The 25,353-nt window shown below is 64.1% G+C and carries 19 protein-coding genes; 10 read left to right on the top strand and 9 right to left on the bottom strand.

Annotation, left to right across the window (positions count from 1 at the left end):
- The first annotated feature begins 2 nt into the window (after positions 1-2).
- A complete protein-coding gene (mshC, locus tag V3587_RS26910; RefSeq protein WP_047270508.1) occupies positions 3-1,244 on the top strand; it encodes a cysteine--1-D-myo-inosityl 2-amino-2-deoxy-alpha-D-glucopyranoside ligase in 1,242 nt (413 codons plus the stop codon).
- Positions 1,245-1,301: 57 nt separating this feature from the next.
- On the opposite strand, the gene V3587_RS26905 is transcribed toward mshC, so the two are convergent.
- The 6 genes from V3587_RS26905 to V3587_RS26880 all read right to left on the bottom strand — a co-directional run bounded on the left by V3587_RS26905 (position 1,302) and on the right by V3587_RS26880 (position 11,695).
- On the bottom strand, positions 1,302-5,477 hold the full coding sequence (locus V3587_RS26905; protein ID WP_283377431.1) for a TIGR02680 family protein: 4,176 nt from the start codon (positions 5,475-5,477) through the stop codon (positions 1,302-1,304).
- A complete protein-coding gene (locus V3587_RS26900) occupies positions 5,474-6,916 on the bottom strand; it encodes a TIGR02678 family protein (RefSeq protein ID WP_058226710.1) in 1,443 nt (480 codons plus the stop codon). The genes V3587_RS26905 and V3587_RS26900 overlap by 4 nt, the downstream gene beginning before the upstream one ends.
- Positions 6,913-8,418 carry a TIGR02677 family protein gene (locus tag V3587_RS26895; RefSeq protein WP_007733760.1) on the bottom strand — a complete coding sequence of 502 codons (1,506 nt, stop codon included), beginning with the start codon at positions 8,416-8,418 and terminating at the stop codon, positions 6,913-6,915. The genes V3587_RS26900 and V3587_RS26895 overlap by 4 nt, the downstream gene beginning before the upstream one ends.
- Before the next feature lie 33 nt (positions 8,419-8,451).
- On the bottom strand, positions 8,452-9,537 hold the full coding sequence (locus V3587_RS26890; RefSeq protein ID WP_007733759.1) for a hypothetical protein: 1,086 nt from the start codon (positions 9,535-9,537) through the stop codon (positions 8,452-8,454).
- Positions 9,538-9,683: 146 nt separating this feature from the next.
- Positions 9,684-10,844 carry an MFS transporter gene (locus V3587_RS26885; protein ID WP_050655280.1) on the bottom strand — a complete coding sequence of 387 codons (1,161 nt, stop codon included), beginning with the start codon at positions 10,842-10,844 and terminating at the stop codon, positions 9,684-9,686.
- On the bottom strand, positions 10,841-11,695 hold the full coding sequence (locus V3587_RS26880) for a PAC2 family protein (protein WP_223257810.1): 855 nt from the start codon (positions 11,693-11,695) through the stop codon (positions 10,841-10,843). The genes V3587_RS26885 and V3587_RS26880 overlap by 4 nt, the downstream gene beginning before the upstream one ends.
- A 168-nt stretch (positions 11,696-11,863) precedes the next feature.
- Between V3587_RS26880 and metH the strand changes: the two genes are divergently transcribed.
- The 6 genes from metH (at position 11,864) to hisG (ending at position 19,187) form a co-directional block, all read left to right on the top strand.
- A complete protein-coding gene (metH, locus tag V3587_RS26875) occupies positions 11,864-15,433 on the top strand; it encodes a methionine synthase (RefSeq protein ID WP_151098068.1) in 3,570 nt (1,189 codons plus the stop codon).
- Positions 15,426-16,124, top strand: a complete 699-nt coding sequence (locus V3587_RS26870) for an HAD family hydrolase (protein WP_007729900.1) — start codon at positions 15,426-15,428, stop codon at positions 16,122-16,124. Before metH ends, V3587_RS26870 begins: the two co-directional genes overlap by 8 nt.
- Before the next feature lie 12 nt (positions 16,125-16,136).
- Positions 16,137-16,997 carry an oxygen-dependent tRNA uridine(34) hydroxylase TrhO gene (gene trhO, locus V3587_RS26865; RefSeq protein ID WP_042450983.1) on the top strand — a complete coding sequence of 287 codons (861 nt, stop codon included), beginning with the start codon at positions 16,137-16,139 and terminating at the stop codon, positions 16,995-16,997.
- 57 nt (positions 16,998-17,054) lie between these two features.
- Positions 17,055-17,915 (top strand): pseudouridine synthase, encoded by an 861-nt coding sequence (locus tag V3587_RS26860; protein ID WP_047270562.1) that lies wholly within the window; start codon positions 17,055-17,057, stop codon positions 17,913-17,915.
- A gap of 59 nt (positions 17,916-17,974) precedes the next feature.
- The gene (locus V3587_RS26855; RefSeq protein ID WP_003944933.1) at positions 17,975-18,238 is read left to right on the top strand and encodes a phosphoribosyl-ATP diphosphatase; all 264 of its coding nucleotides are present in this window, start codon (positions 17,975-17,977) and stop codon (positions 18,236-18,238) included.
- A 97-nt stretch (positions 18,239-18,335) separates the two neighbouring features.
- The gene (hisG, locus tag V3587_RS26850; protein WP_003944905.1) at positions 18,336-19,187 is read left to right on the top strand and encodes an ATP phosphoribosyltransferase; all 852 of its coding nucleotides are present in this window, start codon (positions 18,336-18,338) and stop codon (positions 19,185-19,187) included.
- A gap of 46 nt (positions 19,188-19,233) precedes the next feature.
- Here hisG and V3587_RS26845 read toward each other — a convergent pair whose 3' ends face one another.
- Both V3587_RS26845 and V3587_RS26840 read right to left on the bottom strand, forming a co-directional pair.
- Entirely contained in the window at positions 19,234-20,043 is an 810-nt protein-coding gene (locus V3587_RS26845) for a thioesterase family protein (protein WP_003944950.1), read from the bottom strand.
- A gap of 1 nt (position 20,044) precedes the next feature.
- Positions 20,045-20,935: a RecB family exonuclease gene (locus tag V3587_RS26840; RefSeq protein WP_370852750.1), complete on the bottom strand. Its 891-nt coding sequence runs from the start codon at positions 20,933-20,935 to the stop codon at positions 20,045-20,047.
- A gap of 138 nt (positions 20,936-21,073) precedes the next feature.
- On the opposite strand from V3587_RS26840, the gene V3587_RS26835 reads away from it, so the two are divergent.
- Complete coding sequence (locus V3587_RS26835) at positions 21,074-21,997, top strand: tRNA (adenine-N1)-methyltransferase (protein ID WP_007729892.1); 924 nt, start codon at positions 21,074-21,076, stop codon at positions 21,995-21,997.
- A gap of 64 nt (positions 21,998-22,061) precedes the next feature.
- On the opposite strand, the gene V3587_RS26830 is transcribed toward V3587_RS26835, so the two are convergent.
- Positions 22,062-22,586, bottom strand: coding sequence for a hypothetical protein (locus tag V3587_RS26830; RefSeq protein ID WP_065352493.1), 525 nt, complete (start codon positions 22,584-22,586; stop codon positions 22,062-22,064).
- A 195-nt stretch (positions 22,587-22,781) separates the two neighbouring features.
- Here V3587_RS26830 and arc point away from each other — a divergent pair, with 195 nt between their 5' ends.
- The gene (arc, locus tag V3587_RS26825) at positions 22,782-24,557 is read left to right on the top strand and encodes a proteasome ATPase (RefSeq protein WP_003944870.1); all 1,776 of its coding nucleotides are present in this window, start codon (positions 22,782-22,784) and stop codon (positions 24,555-24,557) included.
- A 118-nt stretch (positions 24,558-24,675) separates the two neighbouring features.
- A complete protein-coding gene (locus V3587_RS26820; RefSeq protein WP_003944961.1) occupies positions 24,676-25,353 on the top strand; it encodes a TIGR00266 family protein in 678 nt (225 codons plus the stop codon).

Here is a 25,353-nt window from a genome sequence, read left to right as displayed (position 1 = left end):
GCATGCAGTCTTGGTCCGATACCGCACTCCCGTCCGTTCCCGGTCAGGGGCCGCCGTTGCGGCTGTACGACACAGCCGACCGTCAGGTTCGCCCCGTCACCCCGGGCGAGAAGGCGACGATGTACGTCTGCGGCATCACCCCGTACGACGCCACCCACCTCGGCCACGCGGCCACGTACCTCACGTTCGACCTCGTGAACCGCATCTGGCGCGACGCCGGACACGATGTCCACTACGTCCAGAACGTGACCGACGTGGACGACCCGCTGTTCGAGCGAGCCAATCGCGACGGCGAGGACTGGATCGTCCTCGGCATGCGTGAGACGGCACTCTTCCGCGAGGACATGGAAGCGCTGCGTGTGCTTCCGCCGAAGGACTACATCGGCGCCGTCGAATCGGTGAACGAAGTAGTCGAGTTGGTGGAGAAGTTCGTGGCGTCCGGCGCCGCGTACATCGTCGACGACGCGGAGTTCCCCGACGTCTACTTCCGTGCCGACGCGACCGAGCAGTTCGGCTACGAGTCGGGCTACGACCGCGCGACGATGGAGAAGTTCTTTGCCGAACGCGGCGGAGATCCCGATCGCGTCGGAAAGCGCAATCCGCTCGACGCACTTGTCTGGCGTGCGGAGCGTCCGGGCGAGCCCTCGTGGCCCTCACCCTTCGGGCCGGGTCGCCCCGGCTGGCACATCGAATGCGCGGCCATTGCACTCAACCGCATCGGCTCCGGCTTCGACGTCCAGGGCGGTGGCAGCGATCTGATCTTCCCGCACCACGAGTTCTCGGCCGCGCATGCCGAATCGGCAACGGGTGACCGCCGATTCGCGCGGCACTATGTGCACACCGGCATGATCGGTCTCGACGGCGAGAAGATGTCGAAGAGTCGCGGAAACCTGGTCTTCGTCTCCAAGCTGCGCGGCGAGGGGGTGGACCCAGCGGCAATCCGTCTCGGACTTCTGTCCGGCCACTACCGCCAGGATCGCGCGTGGACCGATCAGGTCCTCGCGGATGCTCAGTCGCGGCTGAAGGTGTGGCGCGAGGCCGCGGCTCTCGGTTCTGCGCCGTCAGCCACTGACACTGTCGCGCGTTTGCGTCAGCACCTGGCCGACGATCTCGACACTCCGAAGGCGCTCGACGCGCTCGACGGTTGGGCCCGCCGCGCCATCGAGGGCGGCGGATCCGACACGCAGGCACCCGGCGATTTCGCCGATGCCGTCGACGCCCTACTGGGTATTTCGCTTCGCTGAACCCCTGCTGTGCGCCTTTATTAACCGCCCGCGGTTAATAAAGGCGCACAGCAGTTTCTAGGCGTAGTCCAACGCACCTTCGGCTGGTGTCGGTACCCGGCGCCGTAGCGGCGAGCCCAATGCCCTCGCCAGATCCGTTCCGTCGTGCTCGGCAAGCAGCTCACCGTTCGACCAGACCAGCAGCGCGGCGCTGACCGCCTGTTCGGCCGTGGAGTGCGCGAGGTCGTAGTGCGCACACCCGGGGACGTCTGCGTATGTGATCCACAGGTCGTAGCCGGTCATGAAGAGGTCCAGGTCGAACTGAACGCTCAAGCCGAGAAGCTCGCTGCGACCGTTGTCGTCGACACCGGCGAAGGCCTCGTCGAGTGCCAGCAGACGCGGGGCGTGCGGGTCGGCCGAGTCCAACATGACGTGCGCCGCGGCGAACAAAGGAAGGTGCAGCGAGACGGACTGCTCGCCACCGGACAGCGCGCTGTGCCGCGCGACGGTAAGACGGTCTTCCTTGCCCTCACCGCTGATGAGGGTGAACGAGAACACGCGCCATTGACGGTAGTCGAGCGCCGAGGACAGAATCTCCGGGTACGAGCGTTCGGGGTGCGCCGCGCGGGCGGTACGGATCTGCGTCGCGAAATGTGCTCGCAGAGTAGCTAGTTCATCGACGCCGAGGGCCGACGCGTCTCGATCCAGCAGCTTGGAGATTGCCCGCGAGCTGTCGTCGAGGTTGTCGGCGAGCACCCAGTGAACGCCGATGGTATTGCCTGAGGACATCCGACGCTCACGCATCTCGGTGCCCATCTGTGCGATCAACTCGCGTGCGTCGACCGTGCGCTCGTGGATCTGCTGGGCCAATCCCGTCAACAGGGCATCTTCGAGAATGCGACGCTCGGATTCGGTGAGCAACTGCTCCTGATCGCCGCGAGCGTCGTGGATCCGCGTTGCGAACTCGCCGATCGACGAATAGCCCTGATCGTCCTGGACTCGTACGACGGTCAGCCCATCCGGTGCATCCCACTGCAGACGGTAGTCCTGTCCGGCCGCTGCGAGTTGCGCGTCGAAGTCCTGCAGCGCCGAGGTCAGTGCCGTGCGGGTTGCCTTTCGGGCGCCGTCGGTGACTCGGACTGCCGAGGTCGCAGCCTCGAGCGCTCGGTACAACTTGTCGACGTCTTCGGGGAGGACGGGCGGGTGGGCTGCGTCCTCGCTGCGATCTTCGTTCTGGATGCGGTAGACCAACTGATCGGGGCTCATCCACGCCGCTGAACTTGCCGGCCAGCTCAGATGTTCCTTGACGCCCAACAACTCGAGAAGGTCCGGGCGCGCGTAGGGTGCGAGTCGCTCTGCATCACTGCGGGTTTCGGTCAGGGTGTGACGCAAGGTCTCCACGGCGGTGTTGTACGCACCCTCCGCCGTGCCGATCTGGAGGACGGCGGCGTCGTACGCCTTTCGCGCCGCACGCTGTTCGACCTTGCATTCTTCGATCTTCGCGCGGGCTTTTGCCAGGTCCAGGTCGATCTGCTCGGCGCTGGCACCGAGGGTGTCGCGCAGCGTCTCGAGACGCTGCACCTGCTGGAGCAGACTCTCCTCGGCGATGGCGGCTTCCTCGGCGAATTCCTCCGCATTGGCGCGTGATTCGTCGAGACGGTCGCGAGACTCGCGTTCGAGTTCGACTTCCTTGGCATGCTCCCGTCGGCAGCGCAGCGCCAGTTCGCCCTGCTTCTCGAAATGACGGATCGCCGCCGCGAGGGAGTCGAGTTCACGGCCGATATGCGGCGTCCGGTGCTGCGACGCCGTCGCTCGGAGTTGCTTTTCCTTCGCCGCGAGATCAGCGATCGCCGCATCGAGTTCTCGTTGTGCCGTTTCCGTGGCCTCCGAACGAGTACGGAGTGCGCCGGCGGATTCGGTGACCGTCTTGAGTGCGCGCAGGATCGAACCTGTCTTCGGCAATTCCTTTGCCGCAGAGTTGATCCGGCTCAGTTGCTCGTTGGTCTGCGCCACCAGTGCCTTGGCCGTATCGACTGCCGCGGCAAGTTCTTCCAGAGCCGCGTCGATCTCGGTGATCCGAGCCTCGCGTCGACGCGCCCGTGCTGTGGTGCCGATGTACTCGGCGTCGGCCTTGACGTGCCGGCCACGCGCGACGCCCTGCCAGAAGCGGCCGTCGACGCCGATCGCGACGCTTGCGTCGGAGTCGCCCGGCGCCTCGACGAGACTGATCGACGCGAGAATGTCCTGTACCCGAGCGTCGGGCACGTCGGCATTGCCTTCGACCTCGAGGACGTCGGCCAGCGTTCGTCCCTTCGGACGCTGCTTGACGGGCAGAGCCGTCAGGAACTGCTCGCTGACGTGCTCGGGAATCTTCTCGTCCGGGCAGACCCAGCCGTCGAGCAGATTTGCCGCCTGGAGTGCGGATTCGATTCCCGTGGCCACGTCTGGTTCGACGGAATCGGCGAAGCGCACCAACTGCCATAGCGGTGCACCACCCAGTTCACTGCGGTTGTCGGAGCGTGCGTGGAAGGCAGGCGGAGCGTCGTCGTGTTCCGCGGAGACGGCCTTGCGCTCGGATTTGAGAGCCGCGATGGAGGCGTGTGATGCAGATATTTCAGCTTCGGCCTCACGTCGACGCTCGCGCAGCGTCTCGGTGCCGGCCACGGTGTGCTCGGCGAGAACTGCGGACAGCGCCGGAGCGTCTTCGTCGCCGACCTCGGCGAGCGCCGCGTCGAGAGCTTCGAACAGCGACGTGTCGGCGCCGACAGCCGAAAACAGGGAGGAGTGATCGGTCCACCACGCGCGCAGCCCGCTGGCGCACTGACTGCGTGCGAGTTCCACGGCAGCTTCGCCCTCGAGTACAGCCGCCTTGGACGCTTCGAGCAGCTCTTGTCCACGGCGAGAGCTGTTTTCGGCCCGGGTTCGTTCGGTCGCCGCCTTCTCGACGGTCGCCAGTGCGGTGCGGACGACGCGTACGTCACCGTCACGCTCCTCGGCATGGCCACGGACGGCTGCCGTGATCTGGTCACTGCGTGAGCCGTCGGGCAGGGGAGTCCAGACGATGCCGGCGTCCTCGGCTGCTGCCTGAAGTTCGTCCTCGGCGCGCGAGAGTGCTTCGGCCGCACGCTTGACTGACGATGCAGCCTTGTCGGCTTCGTCGCCGCGTTGAGCGAGTGCGGCCTGCGCTTTCCGGGACTTGTCTGCCTGCTGCTCGGTCGAGAGCTTGAGCGTCGCGACGGCCTGGGCGAGGTCGTCGAGTTGCTGTTTGCCTTCGTACGCGCTCGAGCGTTGCAGTGCTTCGACATTGGCGCGCGCGTTCTCGAGTGCCTGCTCGGCCTGGTTGAAGCGCTCCTCGGCTGCTGCCCGCGCCTCACGGCTGCGGGTCTGGGCGAGCGACGACTCGTCCATGGCGGCAACACCTCTGGTGACCGCTGCGAGGCGGGTGCTGACCTGTTCGATCTCTCCGCGAGACTGCTGACGCAGGTACTTGGTGTAGACCCCGATGAAACTCTGGGCTGCCTGATCGGCGGCCGCGAGCCCCTCGAGCGCGCGGCCGACTTCCTCCATGTCGCTGAACGAACGCGCAGCTTCGAGGACCAACTGATCGTCGAGTGGACGGAGACCGTCGGTGAGTGCCTGCGAAAGGCCCTTCGGGTCGAGGTTCTTCGCGAGCTGGGGGCGGCGAAGCGTGAGAATGAGGTTGATCAGCTGGTCGTAGCGCTGCACACCGAGACCGAACATTCGCGCGTCGATGGCTGTGCGGTAGTCGAGGGGACGGTCGGTGATGGAATCGCTGCCGAGTTGTTCGGCCAACTGCTTCTTGGTGAGAGGACGATCGTCGTTGCCGATCAGCGAGAAGTCGACTCCGACGCGGCCGTCGGCGACGAAGTACCAGCGGGTGACCTTGTCGTTGGTTCGGGTTGCCCGCATGCCGATTCCCACGGTCACCGACTCGGGATCTTCGAGGGAGCCGCGGCAGAACTCCATCCACACGTAGGAGTGCGCGCTGTCCTGGCCCCGGTAGAGCAGGTTGGACTTCATCGTGCGCTCTTCACCGGCGAACGGGTTGAGGCGCCGCGGTTCGATGCGGCCGTCGAAGACGAACGGGAACAGGACCTCGAGGGCCTTGGTCTTGCCGGATCCGTTGGGTCCCCGCAGAACCAGTCGACCGTCGGCGAACGAGAACTCTTGGTCTCGGTAATCCCAGAGGTTGATGATTCCAGCCCGAGTAGGTCGGAAGCGGGCGTTGCTCATACGTTCTCTACCTCTGATAGTTCGCCGTTGGGGGAAGGTTCGGGGCCGAATTCGTCGACCGGATCCGGTGCGGAGTTGTCCACCGCGAAGTCGATCTGAGGATCGCGTTCGCGCACGGAGACCACGACGTCGCGGTACCGGGCAAGGACGGGCAACACCAGTACGCCGCCGTCGACCGCATGCGTCAGGCGCAGACGTTGCAGCAACCCGAGCGCCTGCTTGCGCAGCCCGTTGTGATCGGCCTGCCACTGCGCCGCGAAAGTTCGCCCGAACTGGTCCACCAACTCGGTGACCTTGTCAGCGAGCCAGTCGTCGTCGATTTTCGGGTACGTGACGGGTGGCGGTGGCTCGGCCGGTTCGCCGGCGGGCAGCACGAAGTCGTCGTCCTCGTCGGCGAGGTCCTCGAAGATCCCGGCCTCGGGGATGGCGGCATCGAGTTGTTCGATCAGGTGATCGTCCGACACGTGCGGGATCGGAAGTTTCGGCAGTTCGGGAGCGTCGACGTCGAGTACGCGGTCGGCAATCTCGCCGGCCAGGAGAAGTGCCACCTGAGCGATCGTTCCGGTGCTCGGGAAGCGGACGTCGGAGAGTCGGCCGGTGGGATCGATCATCGCGATTCCCTCGGCGCGACGCTCGGCCACCAACCCCGTCAGTAGTTCGACTTCCGACGCGGTCTTGGGCTGCGCCAACGCGATCAATTCGTGCTGATCGAGTTCACCGGCCAGTACGACCGGGCGCTCGACGAGTGCCCGACGCACTCGGCGTCCGATCTCTTTCGCGTCCACGGGAATTCCGTCGTCCTCGGAGGCGCTCGAGGTCTCCGCCGCCAGCAGCCCTCGGATGGAGTGCAGGTGCTGCAGGGCGCGCGGCGGACGGAACAGGGCCACGACGACGGAACGATCGATGTCGTAGAGCGCTTCTCCCGCTTCGGGATTGGACGCCCAGCCGTTTGCGTCACCGTCGGCGAGGGCGATGGCGCCCCGGACGCCGAGCCAGCCGACGGCATCGACGAAGGCGTCGCGGTCCGACGCACGATCGGTGGAGAGTTCCACGCCGTCGACCTGCGCGGCGTCGGCCGCGACGTGATCGGCCAACTCCGACAACGTGATCTGGTTTCCGGCGCGGCCCAGCGCGGCCAGGCACAACGCCAGGTAGGCGTAGCGCGTGCGATCGAAGGTTCGCTCGGAGGCAGTTCTGGCCGGTGCCGACGGGTTGAGCCGATCCGACACCGTGAACAGGCGAGCGGTGGTCTCTGTCACCTCGAGGCGGTATCCGAACAGCTCCAGTAAGTCGTCACGTAGCTCGGTGGCCCAACGGCGCAAGAGCGGCAACGCAATTCGATCCGGGTACGTCGAGGTGATCAGGTGATTGGACAGAATCACACGCGCCGCTCGTTGGTACGAATCGAGGGCTAGGGGCGTGATCTCGCGAGCTCTCATCGAACACTGACCTCGATGCCGTCGAGATGCATTCGTCCGCGAGCAGTCTTGATGGTGGTCGAACCGTCCGAGGGACTGAGCGTCAGCTTCACCCCGTTCTCACTACCGGTGGAGCTCTTGACGCGTCCCACCACCGGAACGCGCGCGGTCAGTGCTGCATTGAGCAGACTCAGCAAAACTTCGGTCTCCTGCTCGTTGAGTTCGCGCTGATAAACACCGTTCGACGCGAGGGATTGCGCCGCGGCACTGCGCGTACGTTGCGCCGCCAACTGCTCTTCGCGCAGGCGGCGGATGCTGCCGTCGTTGCGGGCGACCTTGCTCGGCAAGCCGGGTGAGGGCGGGCGGCCGGTTTCGGCGAGTGTTCGCGCGATCTCGACCGGCGGTGCCTCCCACCACGAGCGTGAGTGAGAAATGATGTCGGCGTCCGGATGCACCATCGAGAGATGGCGTGGACGACCGAGGTCGAACACTGCCTGGAACAGAGCATGAGCTGCGTCTTCGGACGGCGTGGCGGCGAACCAGCCGGCGAGGTGCCGGAGCTGGCTCTCACGGCTGACGCCGCCGCGACGGGTTTCCGTGACGCGGCGAAGGAGCGCCAGAACCGCGGCGATCGCGCTCATCGTGCCCTCACGTAGACGCTCGGACTCGCTGATCCCCGATTCCGCGGAGACGAACCAGGCGGTCAATCCTCGCCAACGTGCAGCCCAGTCGTCTTCGCGTTCGGTGATCGGGACGAACACCCGTTCGTCACTGGCGGCGGCGAGGCGGATCATGCGATCGACCCCGGTGGATTCGACGTGCTCGATCGCTTCCTTGAGCTTGGGGGCGTAGCGCGCCAGATCGGAGCTGAACTCCCGCATGTGCGTGAGCAGAGCGTCCTTGTGCGTGAGGAAAGCCTGCGGAGTGATCTCCGTGGTCCGTACGAGGTCCCCGAGGGTCAGATAGAAGTGCGCGGCTCGATCGGCCATGTCGGAGAGTGTCGAGTCGAGGCGCTTGAGCTTGCGGAAGATCAGATCGCCGTCGGAGCTTCGGTTGGCCTCGGCGAGTTCGGACATGTCTGCGAGCAGGTCCGGCAGAGCGAGACGCGAGAGCGACGCCGAGTCCAGGCGTGCGGCGAGAACGTCTTCGACTGATCGATAGACCTGGTATCCGGCCTGACCGAACTGGTAGACGAAGTGGCGATTGCGGTACTCGGCCAGCGTGGCCGCGCGGGTGCCGTCGTAGCTGCGCTCGAGGATCTCCCACACGTGGAGCTGATCCAACAGGGGAGTGACCTCTGCTGCCGACAGATCGGCCGCCGGATCCGATCCACCGATCTTCTCGAGGATGTGCGCGACGGCTCCGGCATGCAGCAGGACGGTGTAGTTGGCGCGAGCATGGTCGAAGGCACGAAGTACCCAGAGGTACTCGGCCCGTTTTTCCGCGATCGTGAACGAAAACAGCTTCAGTCGATTGGTGTCGGCGTACGCGGCGTAATCGGGCGCACTCGTTTCTTCCACCATGACAGGGTAGGCGAGAGACGCCCCCTCTTTTTCCTACGGGCGATCCGTAGCAGGGGATGCGGCGCGTCGCCACTGCGATTCGTTCTCGATCATCCATGTGAGCAGGTGCTCGGCCGCCGCCTCGTCGGAGTCCGGGCCGACCAGCAGATCGGCGAACGCTTGGCTGGGGGCGACGATGCGGATGCCGTCGCGGGTGAGCAATCGGTCGAAGGCAGACGGTGAGAGGGGAGCGGTGATCCACACGTCACCGCCGGATTCCACCCGCCGTAGTCCGAGAGCGTCGGCGAACTGATCGACGTTGTCGGCATGGAAGTGGGCACGTCGAGTGGGCGCGTACCGAGCAAAGGGTGCGGCGGCCACCGAGGCGGTACCGGCGTAGATGTGACCGCTGAGCTGACGCAGTTGATCGAAGAGTGCTTCCAACCCGTCCGGCGCGTGAAAGCCGTGAGGCGTCGGCGCTTTGGCCCCGGCCTCAGCCGCCCATTCACGAAGCATCTTCGGCCAGCGGACGTCACCGATCCCACCGCGGGGGAGCCTGGTCACCAGTTCACGATCCGACAGTGTCTGAACCACCCGATAGGTTGCTCCCGTCGACGCACCGGCCAGGCGCACCAAGGCAGTGATCGCCAGTGGCGCCGCGAAATCGGCAAGCGCACGCACGACGCGAGCTGACGGATCGCCCGTCAACTGTCCGGAAGGACGTCCGGGCCCCCGCCACGGATCGGCGTCGGCTCCGCGTCCACGCACCCAGACGGCGGGTCGATCAGCGGTCAACGACACGTTGCCCGTGGCGTCTGCGTACGAGATCGCGTGGGAATCGAGCTGCCGGCGAACCGGCTCGGACAGATATTTTGCGCACACGAAGCCCGATTGACCGGTGGGGAAGCGATCGGCGATACCGGGAACGTCGCTGCTCAGGACACCGTGAGCGGCGTACACGCCGAATTTGGCCACCGAGCCGTCAGGGGAGCGGAGGTCGAGTCGGAGTGGCGCCTCGGACAGGTCGGGGGAGCGCTGCGTCGACAAAGACCAGGTAGGAGGCAAATTTTCTTCGATGACGGCAACCGATCGCCGAAAAATGTCGATCGGCCGTTCCGGTTCCGACTCAGATTCGCTCATGTTCCAATGGTATCAATATCTGTCGACGACGGAAACACAAGATTTTCCGAATAATGTTCGCCCTGACAGCCTCGCGACAACGGTGGTCGCTTTCGCCGAGAAACTCACTACCTACACAACTTCAAATTCGAAATTGCGGAGATCGATCAGCGTTGCTTCGGCATGATCAGGGGAGCGACGACGGCGAGCAGTAGTGCGGGGATCAGGAAGCTCGCGGCAGGCGAAGAGTCGTAAATCGGTGTCAGGGCCAGGGGAGCAAGAGCGGCGCCGCCGAAGCGCATCGCTTGGACGACGGACACGGCGCCGCCACGGTTCGGCCCCGCGGATCCGAGGACCGCCGCGTTGACGCCGACCAGCACGAACTGGCTCGCGACGCCTGCGACAAACCATGCGATCGCGATCACCGGCACCAAGCCGGCAAGGCCGACTACGGAGACCAGAACTGCTCCGCCCAGGGCGCCGATCATCACGGAGGAGCGTGCGCCGATGCGATCGATGAGGATTCCGATGCGCCGGGCCGAGAGGATGCCGGCCACGCCGAAGACGGTGAGCAGTAGGCCGCGGACGGTGGGGGACAGCCCGAACTCGTCTTCGAAGCGGAAGGCGAGCAGGAAGCTCAGTCCACCGAGGGCGCCCCAGCCGAGCAATGCAGCGATACCGATGCGGAGCACTTCGGGGCGTAATGCATCGCGGAGACGGGCGGGAGTGGTCGCTGCCGGTGCTTCGGACTTCGGAAGTCCGACGGCTCCCAGAATGCCCGCGACCACTGCGATGACGAGAAAGGCCAGACGCCAGTCGAATTCGGCCGCCAGTCCGCCGATCAACGGAGCCGACGACTGCCCTGCGGCCTGGAAAGCGCCGAAGGCTCCGAGGGCTCGACCCAGCCGTGCCTGCGGTGTTGCGGCCGCCAACGAGGCAAGCAGTAGCGGCGTGGTGAATGCGTTCGCGGAGCCCTGCAGTACCCGGGCGGCAAGGAAGATCTCGAGTGTCGGGGCGAGGAAGCATGCCAACGACGCGAGGACGTAGACGCCGTAAGCGATGCGCACCGTCCGAACCTTGCCCCACCGCGTCCCGAGTGTCCCCGACACCAACATCAGAGCGGCGAAGGGGAGCAGGTACGCGGTGAGGGAAGAGGCGGCCGCCGACGGACCGACCCCTAGATCGTCACCGATCTCTGGAAGGATCGAAGCAACCACGCCGCCGCCGAACGGGCCGAGGAACCCGCCGGCGTACAGCGCGATCAGCTGAAGCCGGAGGCGCAGTGGGCGCTGTGTACTTCCGCCTTCTTCTGGAGTGTTCTTGCTCACAGTCCGAAGCTGCCGGGGCCTCGCCGTCTGAGGTAGCGCTCGAATTCCGCGGCGATGGCATCGCCGTCGATCTTGGAGATTGCTTCGCTGATGTCGGTTTCGGCGTCTCCCCGTTCTTCCAGGGTGCGCACGTATTCGCCGATTTCCTCATCGTCCGCGGTCATTTCGTTGACCGCTTCCTCCCAATCCTCCGACTGAGCCGGGAGCTCCCCGAGTGGGACCTCGATGTCGAGAACATCCTCGACTCGTTGAAGGAGAGCCACTGTGGCCTTCGGGTTGGGTGGCTGCGAGACGTAGTGCGGAACCGCCGCCCAGAACGAAATAGCGGGTACACCAGCACGAACGCACTCGTCCTGAAGAACCCCGGTGATGCCCGTCGGGCCTTCGTACCGCGTCTGTTCCAGGTTGAATCGGGCGGCGGATTCACTGCTGTAGGCCGTGCCCGTCACCGGGACCGGTCGGGTGTGCGGAGTATCGGCGAGCAGGGCGCCGAGAATGACGACCGTCTTGACGTTCAGTTGGTCGATCAGCTCGAGCAGATCCTCGCAGAAACTGCGCCACCGCATGTTGGGCTCGATCCCGCGAAGCAGGACGATGTCGCTCTCGCTGCCAGGAGGCGAACAGACCGACAAACGTGTTGCCGGCCAAACGATTTCGCGAGTGACACCGTCGACCTGCCGGACTGTGGGGCGGTTGACCTGATAGTCGTAGTAGTCCTCTGAATCGAGTTCGGCGAGCGGCTGGGCATCCCAGATCAGCTCGAGATGTTCGACCGCACCGCTGGCTGCGTCACCGGCGTCGTTCCAGCCCTCGAAAGCTGCAACGAGGATGGGATCACGTAGGACAGGGATGTCGCCCTCGAGGCGGTCGCTGCTGTCGACGGCAAAGCCGTCAGGGCTCTCGAAGGCCGCGGAATCATCGAAATCGACCGGGCCGTCGGGAGTGACGGGGAACTCACTTGGACTCACCCACCCAGCCTACGGCCAGAGCTTGTCGGTGCGCCCACTACTCTGGACGGCATGTCTGCCCCATTTAACTCTGCCCTGCTTGATGCGCTGAAACAGCGCGTTGTCATCGGCGACGGAGCGATGGGCACCATGTTGCAGGCCGCGGACCTCACCCTGGACGACTTCCTCGGCCTCGAGGGGTGCAATGAGATCCTCAACGACACCCGTCCCGACGTGCTCAAAGACATCCACCGTGCGTACTTCGCCGCTGGTGCCGATGCCGTCGAGACCAACACCTTCGGTTGCAACCTGCCCAACCTCGCCGACTACGACATCTCTCACCGGATCCGCGAACTCGCGGAAAAAGGCACTGCTCTCGCCCGTGAAGTAGCGGACGAGATGGGACCAGGCCGCGACGGCATGGCCCGATTCGTACTCGGCTCGATGGGACCGGGAACCAAGCTCCCCAGCCTGGGACACGCACCGTACGCAGTCCTGCGTGACGCGTACACCGAAGCTGCGCTCGGCATGATCGACGGTGGCGCCGACGCCATCCTCGTCGAAACCTGCCAGGACCTGCTTCAGGTGAAGGCGGCCATTCTCGGCAGTCAGCGCGCGATGGAGCAACTCGGACTGCGGTTGCCGATCATCACGCACGTGACGGTAGAGACAACTGGAACGATGCTCCTGGGCAGTGAGATCGGTGCGGCGCTGACGGCACTCGAGCCACTCGGTATCGACATGATCGGCCTGAACTGTGCCACCGGGCCGGCCGAGATGAGCGAACATCTCCGGCACCTGTCCAAGTACTCGACGCTGCCGGTGTCGGTCATGCCCAATGCAGGTCTGCCGCAGCTCGGCCCCAAGGGCGCCGAGTACCCGCTGACTGCCGACGAATTGGCCGAAGCCCTCAGTGGTTTCGTCTCCGAGTTCGGACTCGGCCTCGTCGGTGGCTGCTGCGGTACGACGCCCGAGCACATCAGCGCGGTCGCCGACGCGGTTCGTCAGGTCGAGAAGGCCCAGCGCACGCCGATCCACGAGCCGAGCACCTCTTCGCTGTACTCGGCGGTGCCGTTCGAGCAGGACGCCAGCATCCTGATGATCGGCGAACGCACGAACTCCAACGGCTCCAAGGCTTTCCGCGAGGCGATGCTCTCCGCGGACTACCAGAAGTGCCTGGACATCGCCAAGGACCAGACCCGCGACGGCGCACACATGCTCGACCTCAACGTCGACTACGTGGGCCGCGACGGTGCCGCCGACATGTCGGAACTTGCCAGCCGCCTGGCGACGTCCTCGACGCTGCCGATCATGCTCGACTCCACCGAGCCTGCCGTGCTGCAAGCCGGCCTCGAGCACCTCGGTGGCCGCTGCGCCGTCAACTCCGTCAACTACGAAGACGGCGCCGGCCCCGAATCGCGTTTCCACAAGATCATGACTCTGGTCAAGGAGCACGGCGCGGCGGTCGTCGCCCTGACCATCGACGAAGAGGGCCAGGCTCGCACCGCCGAGACGAAGGTCGCCATCGCCAAGCGTCTGATCGAGGACATCAAGGGAAACTGGGGACTCGCCGAGTCCGACATCATCGTCGACGCCTTGACCTTCCCCATCTCCACCGGTCAGGAAGAGGTGCGACGCGACGGCATCGAGACCATCGAAGCCATCCGTCAGCTCAAGGCTGCGTACCCGGAACTCCACTTCACCCTGGGTATCTCGAACATCTCGTTCGGTTTGAACCCGGCCGCACGGCAGGTCCTCAACTCGGTGTTCCTGCACGAGTGCACCGAGGCAGGTCTGGACACGGCGATCGTTCATGCGTCCAAGATTCTGCCGATGGCCCGAATTCCTGACGAGCAGCGTGAAACCGCACTCGACCTCGTCTACGACCGTCGTAGCGAGGGGTACGACCCGCTGCAGAAGCTGATGGCTCTGTTCGAGGGCGTTTCGGCAGCGTCGGCGCGTGAGTCTCGTGCGCAGGAACTGGCGGGACTTCCGTTGTTCGACCGGCTCGAACGCCGAATCGTCGACGGTGAGCGCAACGGCCTCGACGACGACCTCACCGAGGCGATGACGATCAAGCCTCCGCTGGCCATCATCAACGAGACCTTGCTCTCGGGCATGAAGACCGTCGGCGAGCTGTTCGGCTCCGGACAGATGCAGTTGCCGTTCGTGTTGCAGTCGGCCGAGGTCATGAAGGCTGCCGTGGCATTCCTCGAACCGCACATGGAGGCGAGCGACGAGGACGGCAAGGGTCGCATCGTGATCGCGACCGTCAAGGGCGACGTTCACGACATCGGCAAGAACCTGGTCGACATCATCTTGAGCAACAACGGCTACGAGGTCGTCAACATCGGTATCAAACAGCCGATCGCGACCATCCTCGACGTCGCGTTGGACAAGAAAGCCGACGTGATCGGCATGTCCGGACTGCTCGTGAAGTCCACTGTCGTGATGAAGGAAAACCTCCAGGAACTCAACGCACGCGGAGTCGCCGAGAAGTTCCCGGTTCTGCTCGGTGGTGCGGCGCTCACGCGCTCCTACGTCGAGAACGACTTGCAGGAGGTGTACGAGGGCGACGTCAGCTATGCCCGCGACGCCTTCGAGGGTCTGAACTTGATGGACCAGATCATGACGACCAAGCGTGGTGGCGGCCCGGCGCCGGACAGCCCGGAGGCCATCGCTGCTCGCGAGAAGGCTGCCGAGCGTAAGGCACGTCACGAGCGTTCCAAGCGCATCGCCGAAAAGCGTAAGGCTGCAGCGGTTCCCGTGGTCCTGCCGGAGCGTTCCGATGTCGCAACCGACATCGCGGTGCCGACACCTCCCTTCTGGGGCTCGCGCATCGTCAAGGGAATCTCGCTGTCCGAGTACTCGGGGCTGCTCGACGAGCGCGCTCTTTTCCTCGGCCAGTGGGGCCTTCGCGGTCAGCGCAAGGGCGACGGTCCGACGTACGAGGAACTGGTCGAGTCGGAAGGCCGTCCGCGACTTCGGTACTGGCTCGATCGGTTGACGTCCGAGGGCATCCTCGCGCATGCCGCGGTCGTGTACGGGTACTTCCCGGCGATCTCGGAGGGCGACGACGTCATCGTGCTCACCGAGCCGAAACCGGATGCACCTGAAAGGTTCCGGTTCACCTACCCGCGTCAGCATCGCGACCGTTTCCTGTGCATCGCTGACTTCGTGCGCTCGCGTAAGGAAGCAGAAGCGACCGGTCAGGTCGACGTTCTTCCGTTCCAGTTGGTGACGATGGGTCAGCCGATCGCGGACTTCGCCAACGAGTTGTTCGCGTCGAACTCGTACCGCGATTACCTCGAGGTTCACGGAATCGGTGTCCAGCTCACGGAGTCTCTGGCCGAGTACTGGCATCGACGCGTCCGTGAAGAGCTAGTGCTTCCCGAGGGTCACACCGTCGCGGAGCAGGATCCCACCGAGGTTGCCGGCTACTTCGATCTCGAGTACCGCGGCGCTCGTTATTCGTTCGGATACGGCGCGTGCCCGGATCTCGAGGATCGAGCCAAGTTGGTGGCGTTGCTCGAACCCGAACGAATCGGCGTCGAATTGTCCGAGGAGCTGCAGCTGCATCCCGAGCAGTCCACGGACGCTTTTGTCCTGCACCACCCGGAAGCAAAGTATTTCAATGTCTGAGTTGTTGACCGAAGTATCCGAATCAACGCTCGGTGGTGTCCTGTGGGACATGGACGGCACCCTGCTCGATTCGGAGAAGCTGTGGGACATCGCGCTTCGTGAGCTGTCCCTACGCCTGGGCGGACCGATGACGGAAGCGACACGCGTTGCCGTCATCGGTGCGTCGAGTCCCTTCGCCCTTGCGACGGTGTTCGACGCGCTCGGCCTGGAGAAGCATCCCGATGCCATCGCCGAGGCGAAGGACTGGATGTACACCCGCGTCGGCGATCTGTTCGAGGACGGCGTGACCTGGCGGCCGGGTGCTCGCGACGCTCTGTCGACCGTGCGTGACGGTGGTCTGCGTTCTGCACTGGTCACCAACACCGAGCGAGTTCTGGTCGATCGGGCACTCGGCATGCTCGGCCGTGAGTTCTTCGACCATTCGGTGTGTGGCGACGAGGTCCCCAACGGGAAACCGGCAGCGGATCCGTACCTGCGCGGCGCGCATCTGCTCGGACTCGAGCCGGCGCAGTGCCTCGCGATCGAGGACTCGCCGACCGGCACGGCGTCGGCCAGCGCTGCGGGTTGCGCGGTGCTCGTCGTTCCGTGTGAGGTCGACGTCCCCGCCGGCCCTGGACGCGTGTTTCGAGAGTCCCTGTTGGACTTGTCCATTCACGATCTTCACGACGTTCACTCGAGCGCGGCACGTTAGGCTGGATTTGCTGTGGCTATTCCGAAAATTGTTCTCTTCTACCAGTTCACGCCGTTGGCGGACCCGGAAGCGATCAAGCTGTGGCAGCACAGCCTGGCCGAGTCCAACAACCTGACGGGCCGGATCATCGTCTCGCCGCACGGGATCAACGCGACGGTCGGCGGAGACATCGAGGATGTCAAGCGATATGTCCGTGGTACGCGTGGTTACGAACCCTTCCGTACCGCTGACATCAAGTGGTCGGACGGCCTCGGGAACGATTTCCCTCGTCTGAGTGTCAAGGCACGCTCGGAGATCGTGACGTTCGGTGCCCCCGACGAGCTGAAAGTCGACGAGAACGGTGTGGTCGGCGGAGGAGTTCACCTGGTGCCCAAGGAACTACACGAACTCGTCGACACTCGCGGTGACGACGTCGTGTTCTTCGACGGGCGCAATGCCTTCGAAGCCGAGATCGGCCGTTTCCGAGATGCGATAGTTCCGGACGTCGCCACCACTCGGGATTTCGTCAACGAACTCGACAGTGGCAAATACGACCATCTCAAGGGCAAAGCCGTGGTCACGTACTGCACCGGCGGAGTGCGCTGTGAGGTGTTGTCTTCGCTGATGCGCTCACGTGGTTTCGACGAGGTCTATCAGTTGGACGGCGGAATCGTCCGTTACGGCGAGACTTTCGGCGACCGCGGCCTCTGGGACGGTTCCCTGTACGTGTTCGACAAGCGGATGAACATCGAGTTCTCATCCGAAGCCAAGACACTCGGCGTGTGTGTCGATTGTGGTACCCCGACCCCGCGGTACCGCAACCGGATCGACGGCGACGGCCGAACCCTCGAATTGCTCTGCGAGAGTTGTTCACCAGACCTCGAGCAGGACTGAGCTGTGCCCAAGGCTCCGTTGCCGATCCGAAACGGTCTCGGACCTGACCGGCTGCGGATGCCGGCGGAGTCGTCGGCGCGGACCGTCCTCGAGCACCTGGTCGGCGAGCACCCCGGGGAGCGGGACCTGTGGGCGGACCTCGTCAGCGCCGGGGACGTCGTCGACGAGCACGGGCGGAAGATCACGAGCCGAACGCCCTATCAGCCGACCCGGTTCGTGTACTTCTACCGCGAGCCGGCCCCCGAGATTCCGGTTCCGCACGAGATCGAGATCTTGTACCGCGACGACTCGATTCTCGTGATCGACAAACCGCACTTCCTGGCGACCATTCCACGGGGAGCGCACATCGTCGAAAGCGCAGTCGTGCGCCTGCGTCGTGACCTGGACCTTCCGGATCTTGCGCCAGTTCACCGCCTCGACCGGATGACGGCGGGTGTCATCGTGTTCACCGTGACACCGGACCTACGACGGCCGTACCAGGAACTTTTTGCCGAGCAGCGGATCGTCAAGGAGTACGAGGCGATTGCGGGCTTCGATCCGGAACTGACTTTCCCTCGCACGGTGCGCAGCCGCATCAACAAAGTTCACGGCGAGATGACGGCTACCGAAATCGCGGGCGAGCCGAACAGTGAGACCTCGATCGAACTGATCGAGGTGATCACCGACTCGGCCGGCCGGACGCTCGGGCGATACAGGTTGCTCCCACGGACCGGCCGGACCCATCAGCTTCGGCTGCACCTCAACTCGCTGGGCGTCCCGATCGTCGGTGACAACTACTATCCGGAGTATCTGCCCGCAGTGCCCGGTGACTTCTCGACTCCGTTGCGATTGTTGGCGCGAGCGTTGGAGTACCCGGATCCGATCACCGGGCAGACCCGCAGGTTCGTGAGTTCGCGCAGCCTCGACGCAGGCCTGTGAACACCGCTGTTCGTGGGCGTGTGAAAACCGCTTCCGTCCTCGTGAAAGAATAGCTACCCGTGAAGACCTTCGAATCCTTGTTCGCCGAATTGACCGAGCGCGCTGCTACTCGCCCCGAGGGGTCCGGCACTGTCGCCGCCCTCGACGCCGGTGTGCATGCTCAGGGCAAAAAGGTCATCGAGGAAGCCGGTGAAGTGTGGATCGCTGCGGAATACCAGAGCGATGAGCAGCTAGCCGAGGAAATTTCCCAGCTGCTGTACTGGACGCAGGTGTTGATGGTCGGTCGCGGACTGACCCTCGAGGACGTGTACCGACATCTGTGATCGGAGCTGACCAGCGAGATGTACTCCGTCTCGCTCGTCCAGGGCTTCCGATTCATGTCGTCTCACGTCACCCACACCTTCCGAAAGGACATCCACCATGCTGCGCGTAGCAGTTCCCAACAAAGGCTCACTGTCCGAGTCCGCCGCCGAGATTCTCAGCGAGGCCGGCTACCGTCGACGCACCGATTCCCGTGATCTGACGGTCCTGGATCCGGCCAATCAGGTCGAGTTCTTCTTCTTGCGCCCCAAGGACATTGCGATCTACGTCGGCTCCGGTGAGCTGGATCTCGGCATCACCGGTCGTGATCTCGCCGGCGACTCGGGTGCTCCCGTATCCGAGCGTCTGTCACTGGGCTTCGGCCGTTCGTCGTTCCGTTACGCAGCACCGGCCGGCAAGGACTGGGCCGTCGAGGATCTGTCCGGCCTGCGCATTGCAACGTCGTACCCGAACCTGGTCCGTAAGGACCTCACAGATCGCGGACTCGACGCCACCGTCATCCGTCTCGACGGAGCAGTGGAAATCTCGATTCAGCTCGGCGTCGCCGACGCGATCGCCGACGTGGTCGGATCGGGCCGTACTCTCCGCCAACACAACCTCGTGGCTTTCGGTGAATCGCTCTGCGATTCCGAAGGTGTCCTGATCGAGCGCACCGGCGCTCCGCAGGACGATCCCGCACGCAACCAGCTCATCGAACGCGTACGCGGAATTGTCTTCGCGCAGCAGAATCTGATGATCGACTACGACTGCCCGCGCACCATCCTCGACGACGCCATCAAGATGACTCCGGGTATGGAGTCGCCGACGCTCTCGCCGTTGGCCGATCCCGACTGGGTCGCGGTTCGCGCGATGGTCCCGATCAAGGGACACAACCAGGTGATGGATGCCTTGGCCGAACTCGGTGCCAAGGCCATCCTCGCGTCGAACATCCGCTCGGTACGCGCTTTCTGATCACTGCCTGAATAGATTTACGCGCATTCGCGCCCGTTCCTGGAAATCAGGAACGGGCGCGAATCTGCAAAGTCTGGGCGATACGGCCCACCGCACCCTGCTCGTCGTAGAGCACGCCCGCACACATGCCGACGCCGTCCGGACCCGTTGTGGTTTCGGCGGCGACACCGACCCACTCTCCCTCGGGCACACGGAAGATATGCACCGTGAGATCTGTGTTGAGGAACGTCCAGTGCTCCGGGTCGAGCTTGGCGCCGACCCCGTTTGAGATGTCGGCCACCGCGAACAAACGCTCGAGAGCAGACATCTTCTCACCCTCGACCAGCTCTGGCTTGGGGCGCGCCCATACCTTCCCGGTTCCCACGCACCCGATCGGAGCAATCCAGGACCAGTCGAGGGTCTTGAGATAGCCGACGCTCCACAGACCCTCGAGAACGCCCGGGGTGCCGCTGTCGCGGGGTTCGAGCGGGGGATCGACTACGTGGACGACGTCGCCGGTATCCACCGTCTCCATCCGCCACGCCGTACCGCGCGCAACCGCGCGTGCAGATCCGTCGGCGGTGGTTGCCCACAGTTCGGCGACGATCAATTCGATTCGGCGACCGGGTCGTTCGATCCAGGACCGGACTTCGAGGTCGGCAATCGGAATCGGTCCGAGAATCTCGACGACGACGCGCGTCAGACGGGTTTCGTCGCGCGCACCGCACCGCTCGAGGGCTCGAACCAATAGCGCCGACGGGGGAGCGCCGTGCTGCAGTGTCGGGCCCCAGATGCTGACAGTTGCCTGAGTGCTCGCGAACCGCTCGTGCCCTTCCTCCGTCGTTCCGAGGTAGCGGTAGTACGAACTGTCCGTCATGTTATGAATTCTCCTTTGCGGCAACAGGTTCGGTGCTCAGCAGGTCCGGCCAACCTGGATAGGGCGGAGGTGTTCCGCCGAACGAGGGGCACAGTGACTTGTGATCGCACCAGTCGCACAGTTTGCCAGGCTTGGGTCTGAAGTCTCCGGTCGCACCTGCTGCGAGGATCGCTTTCCAGATGGCGGAGAGGGTTCGCTCGAATCGGATGAGCTCGTCGTGATCCGGGGCGTACGTGAGAATCGAGCCGGAGGCCAGATAGATCAGGCGCAGTTGTGCGGGAACGATTCCGCGAGTGCGCAGCAGTACGAGCGCGTAGAACTTCATCTGGAAGAGCGCCTTGGATTCGGTGAACTCGCGAGGCGCTTTTCCGGTCTTGTAGTCGACCACCCGCACCTCACCCGTCGGTGCAACGTCTATCCGGTCGACGAAGCCGCGGAGTCGAACGCCGTTCTCCAATTCGGTCTCGACGTAGACCTCGCACGCCTCGGCATCGAATCGAGTGGGATCTTCGAGCGTGTAGTACGTCGCGACGAGCTTGCCGACTTCGTCGAGGAACGAATCCAGCTCGCCCTCCGGAACAAGGTCAGCGGCCTCGGGAGACTCGGCACTGACACGTTCCCACGCGGGACGGACGAGTTCGGCTGCGCGATCGGGAACCCGGTGACCGGTCGGGAGTGCAAACAGTGCTTCCAGTGCCGCGTGTACGACGGTGCCTCTGACCTGGGCTCTGGTTGGCGTTTCCGGAATTCTGTCGACTGCTCGGAAGCGATAGAGCAGGGGGCATTGTTTGTAGTCACCCGCCCGAGACGGAGAGAGCGCCGGCCGACTACGCGGGCGCTCGTGTGATGTTGCACCCGTTGGAGTGGGGGTTGGCAATTCGACAGAGCTCACACCTGGCAGGCTATGCGGTTGGTCCGACAACTCCGTCGGAGCCGGTGGCGAGGACACCGGAAACAAGCGAACAGGGATCATCTGCGCATGGCGAACGAGCTGCAACCAGAAGAAGGCACGACCGAAGTGGATGAGGTTGTGCAGTCCGCTGTCGCCGAGATTCCCGAACAAGAGCTTCCAGAAGCTGATCTCACTGCGCCGGGCAAGCGGCCGTCAGGTCCGTTCCGCGTCGGCGACCGAGTACAGCTGACCGACGGCAAGGGACGCCACTACACGATCGTTCTCGAGGCGAACCGCGAATACCACACCCACAAGGGCGGAATCGTTCACAACGATCTGATCGGTGCCGACGAGGGCAGCGTCGTCAAGTCGGTCAACGGCACGCCCTATCTCGCACTGCGCCCCCTGCTGGTGGACTACGTGCTGTCCATGCCGCGCGGTGCCCAGGTCATCTACCCGAAGGACGCAGCTCAGATCGTCCACGAAGGCGACGTGTTCCCAGGAGCACGCGTGCTCGAGGCCGGAGCCGGCTCCGGCGCACTGACATGTTCGCTGCTGCGTGCCGTCGGACCCGAGGGCAAGGTCATCTCCTACGAGGTCCGCGACGATCATGCCGAACATGCGGTTCGCAACGTCGAGACCTTCTTCGGGGAACGTCCGCCGAACTGGGAACTGACCATCGCCGATCTCGCCGAGTTCGATCCGGAAGCGCACGGAGGCAAAGTCGATCGCGTCGTACTCGACATGCTGGCCCCGTGGGACGTCCTGCCCGCCGTCTCGAAGGCACTCGTGCCGGGCGGCGTGTTGATCGTCTACGTCGCGACCGTTACTCAGCTCTCGAAGGTCGTCGAGGCGATGCGGGAGCAGGAATGCTGGACCGAGCCCCGCTCGTGGGAATCGATCGTGCGCGGTTGGCACGTCGTCGGATTGGCGGTGCGCCCCGAACATCGGATGCAAGGCCACACCGCGTTCCTCGTGAGCGCTCGTCGTCTCGCCGAAGGAACTGTCACCCCGAAGCCGCAGCGGCGTGCGGGCAAGGGCTCGAACACCGCGGCCAAGTAGTCACACGAAAACAACAAGAGCGGCGATCCGGTATCCGGATCGCCGCTCTTGTCGTAGCTGGAAGTTATGCGGTGCAGGACGCGCGGCCCATTTCCAGGAGCACGCAAGCCGAGGTGTCGGACAGCTTCCAGGAGCCGTCTTCGAGCTCCCAGGTCCACGGGGTGGCCGGGGCGGCGCCGTGCGGGCTGACGACGGCGACGTCTGCAGTTGCGGTCTGACCGTCGACCTTGACGTTGTTTACGTTGAACGTGATCGCGTAGGCCGGGTTACCGCCCAGTGCAGCACTCATCGTCTCGATGTTGGCCTGACGCTTGGTTCCGTCGACCACCAGAGCGGTCTTCTCCTCGATCGGCTTGGCCGGATCGATCAGAGCGACGAGCGAAGCGTTGAGCTCCTCGGCCGTCGGAGCCGCTGCGGCAGCGGCAGCTGACGTCGTGGCGGAAGCCGAGGCCTTGGCCGTGGTGCTCGAGGCGGCGGCGGAAGTAGAACTTGCAGCCGTCGAATCCTTGTTGTCGTCCGAGCTGCATGCACCCATGGTCAGGACGGCAGCGACAGCACAAGCGCTGATGAGAGTCTTGCGGATGATCACAGCGTTACCTTTCGTTGTAAAGAGAGACAGGCGCTGTCTCCATCTTGTAGGCAAGGCTAACATGACCAAATTCTGGCTCGAGACCAGTCGGCACGGTCCGCGCGCAGGTGTGAATTCGCACTCGCGCACCGTGTCTGGCGACAGTTGGGGCCTTATGCCGGTAGCGTTGATGGATCGCACTGGGAGGAGACGCACATGAGCTCGACAGAGAACCCGGATTCGGTTGCGGCAGCAGAAGAACTCCACGCGCTACGAGTGGAAGCACAAGTACTGCGCCGACAACTTGCACAATCGCCGGAGCAGGTGCGTGAGCTGGAGTCGAAGGTGGACTCGTTGTCCATCCGAAACAGCAAGTTGATGGACACCCTCAAAGAGGCCCGTCAGCAGCTCATCGCGCTTCGTGAAGAAGTCGACAGACTCGGTCAACCGCCGAGCGGTTACGGAGTCCTTCTCTCGGTACACGAGGACAAGACCGTCGACGTGTTCACGTCGGGTCGCAAGATGCGGTTGACGTGCTCACCGAACATCGACACGGACACCCTCGCCCTCGGGCAGACGGTTCGCCTCAACGAGGCACTCACCATCGTCGAGGCCGGCACCTACGAGCAGGTCGGTGAGATCAGCACGCTCCGTGAGGTACTCGACGACGGCTTGCGCGCACTGGTGGTCGGTCATGCCGACGAAGAGCGCATCGTCTGGCTCGCAGCGCCGTTGGCAGCCGTCTTCGCCGACCCCGAAGCCGACATCATCGCGTACGACGCCGATTCTCCGACCAGGAAACTGCGTCCGGGCGACTCGTTGCTCGTCGACACCAAGGCCGGGTACGCCTTCGAGCGCATCCCGAAGGCCGAGGTCGAAGATCTGGTTCTCGAAGAAGTTCCGGACGTTCACTACGACGACATCGGTGGTCTCGGGCGTCAGATCGAGCAGATCCGTGATGCCGTCGAACTCCCGTTCCTCCACAAGGATCTGTTCCACGAGTATTCGCTGAGGCCGCCGAAGGGTGTACTGCTCTACGGTCCGCCTGGTTGCGGCAAGACGCTCATCGCCAAGGCCGTCGCCAACTCGTTGGCCAAGAAGATCGCCGAAGCCCGCGGTCAGGACAGCAAGGACGCCAAGTCCTACTTCCTGAACATCAAGGGCCCGGAACTTCTGAACAAGTTCGTCGGCGAAACCGAGCGTCACATCCGGATGATCTTCCAGCGTGCTCGTGAGAAGGCGTCCGAGGGCACTCCGGTGATCGTCTTCTTCGACGAGATGGACTCGATCTTCCGTACCCGTGGTTCGGGAGTCTCCTCCGACGTCGAGACAACGGTTGTTCCGCAGCTGCTCAGCGAGATCGACGGTGTGGAAGGGCTCGAGAACGTCATCGTCATCGGCGCTTCCAACCGTGAGGACATGATCGACCCGGCCATCCTGCGTCCGGGCCGACTGGACGTGAAGATCAAGATCGAGCGCCCCGACGCGGAATCCGCTCAGGACATCTTCTCGAAGTACCTGGTGGACGGTCTGCCGATCAATGCAGACGACCTGGCAGAGTTCGGTGGAGATCGCACTGCCTGCTTGAAGGCGATGATCGTTCGCGTCGTCGATCGCATGTACGCGGAGAGCGAAGAGAATCGTTTCCTCGAGGTCACGTACGCCAACGGCGACAAGGAAGTTCTGTTCTTCAAGGACTTCAACTCGGGGGCGATGATCCAGAACATCGTCGACCGCGCCAAGAAGTACGCGATCAAGTCTGTGCTCGACACCGGTGCTCCGGGCTTGCGTGTGCAGCACCTCTTCGATTCCATCGTCGACGAGTTCGCCGAGAACGAGGATCTGCCCAACACCACCAATCCTGATGACTGGGCACGTATTTCGGGCAAGAAGGGGGAGCGGATCGTCTACATCCGCACTCTCGTCACGGGCAAGAACGCCAGTGCAAGCCGCGCGATCGACACGGAGTCGAACACGGGCCAGTACCTGTAGCGAAACGAACATCGATCGGGCCGGCCACTCCGCGAGAGTTGTCGGCCCGATCTCTGCGTCGCTGCCGTTGACTTCGTTGCGATTGGACCGGTCGGTCGCGCTGGTTTAGAGTCCCGCCGTGCAGATACATCTTCGACACAATCCGTCGTCCACAGTCGCTCGCTGCTACCTCGCGCCCGGCGAACCGCTGCGCGTGGAGAGCGGGGCGATGCTCGCGCATTCTGCCGGCGTAGTACTCGAAGCGAAGGCGCAGGGCGGCGTCCTGCAGGGACTCAAGCGGTCGATGCTGAGCGGCGAATCATTTTTCGTCACGACGTATACCGCTCCGCCGCAAGGTGGTTGGGTCGACGTGACTGGCGTGCTTCCCGGAGATCTGATCCCGCTGACCATCACCTCTGATCGCCCGTTCTTCCTCAACCGTGGAACCTGGTTGGCCAACTCCTACGGTGTGACGGTCGAGTCCAAGTGGGGCGGCATGTCCAACCTCTTCGGCGGTGAGGGCGGCTTCGGCCTGCGGGCAAGTGGCGACGGTGAAGTAGTGCTGGCCGTCTACGGCGCGATCGACGTCATCGACTTGCAGCCAGGCGAGACGGTCACGATCGATACCGGTCACGTGGTCGCCTACGACCTCGGGATGAACTTCAACATGCGGCGCGCCGTTCAGGGGCGCACCATTCAGTCGATGAAGTCCGGTGAAGGATTTGTCTTCGACTTCACCGGCCCAGGACGCGTTCTCGCGCAGACCCGCAACCCCAGCGCGTTCGCTGCGTGGCTCTCGGCGATCACCCCGGGCTGA

This window comes from Rhodococcus sp. IEGM 1306 (genome assembly GCF_036541985.1).
GTDB lineage: Bacteria > Actinomycetota > Actinomycetes > Mycobacteriales > Mycobacteriaceae > Rhodococcus_F > Rhodococcus_F qingshengii.
The sequence above is the reverse complement of the archived record's forward strand: the minus strand, read 5'-3'. Positions and strand labels throughout refer to the sequence as shown.

Bases quoted from the DNA above. Each gene is read 5' to 3' on its own strand.
- mshC (WP_047270508.1), top strand. From the start codon at position 3: ATGCAGTCTTGGTCCGATACCGCACTCCCGTCCGTTCCCGGTCAGGGG.
- V3587_RS26905 (WP_283377431.1), bottom strand. From the start codon at position 5,477: ATGAGCAACGCCCGCTTCCGACCTACTCGGGCTGGAATCATCAACCTC.
- V3587_RS26900 (WP_058226710.1), bottom strand. From the start codon at position 6,916: ATGAGAGCTCGCGAGATCACGCCCCTAGCCCTCGATTCGTACCAACGA.
- V3587_RS26895 (WP_007733760.1), bottom strand. From the start codon at position 8,418: ATGGTGGAAGAAACGAGTGCGCCCGATTACGCCGCGTACGCCGACACC.
- V3587_RS26890 (WP_007733759.1), bottom strand. From the start codon at position 9,537: ATGAGCGAATCTGAGTCGGAACCGGAACGGCCGATCGACATTTTTCGG.
- metH (WP_151098068.1), top strand. From the start codon at position 11,864: ATGTCTGCCCCATTTAACTCTGCCCTGCTTGATGCGCTGAAACAGCGC.
- V3587_RS26870 (WP_007729900.1), top strand. From the start codon at position 15,426: ATGTCTGAGTTGTTGACCGAAGTATCCGAATCAACGCTCGGTGGTGTC.
- V3587_RS26860 (WP_047270562.1), top strand. From the start codon at position 17,055: ATGCCGGCGGAGTCGTCGGCGCGGACCGTCCTCGAGCACCTGGTCGGC.
- hisG (WP_003944905.1), top strand. From the start codon at position 18,336: ATGCTGCGCGTAGCAGTTCCCAACAAAGGCTCACTGTCCGAGTCCGCC.
- V3587_RS26845 (WP_003944950.1), bottom strand. From the start codon at position 20,043: ATGACGGACAGTTCGTACTACCGCTACCTCGGAACGACGGAGGAAGGG.
- arc (WP_003944870.1), top strand. From the start codon at position 22,782: ATGAGCTCGACAGAGAACCCGGATTCGGTTGCGGCAGCAGAAGAACTC.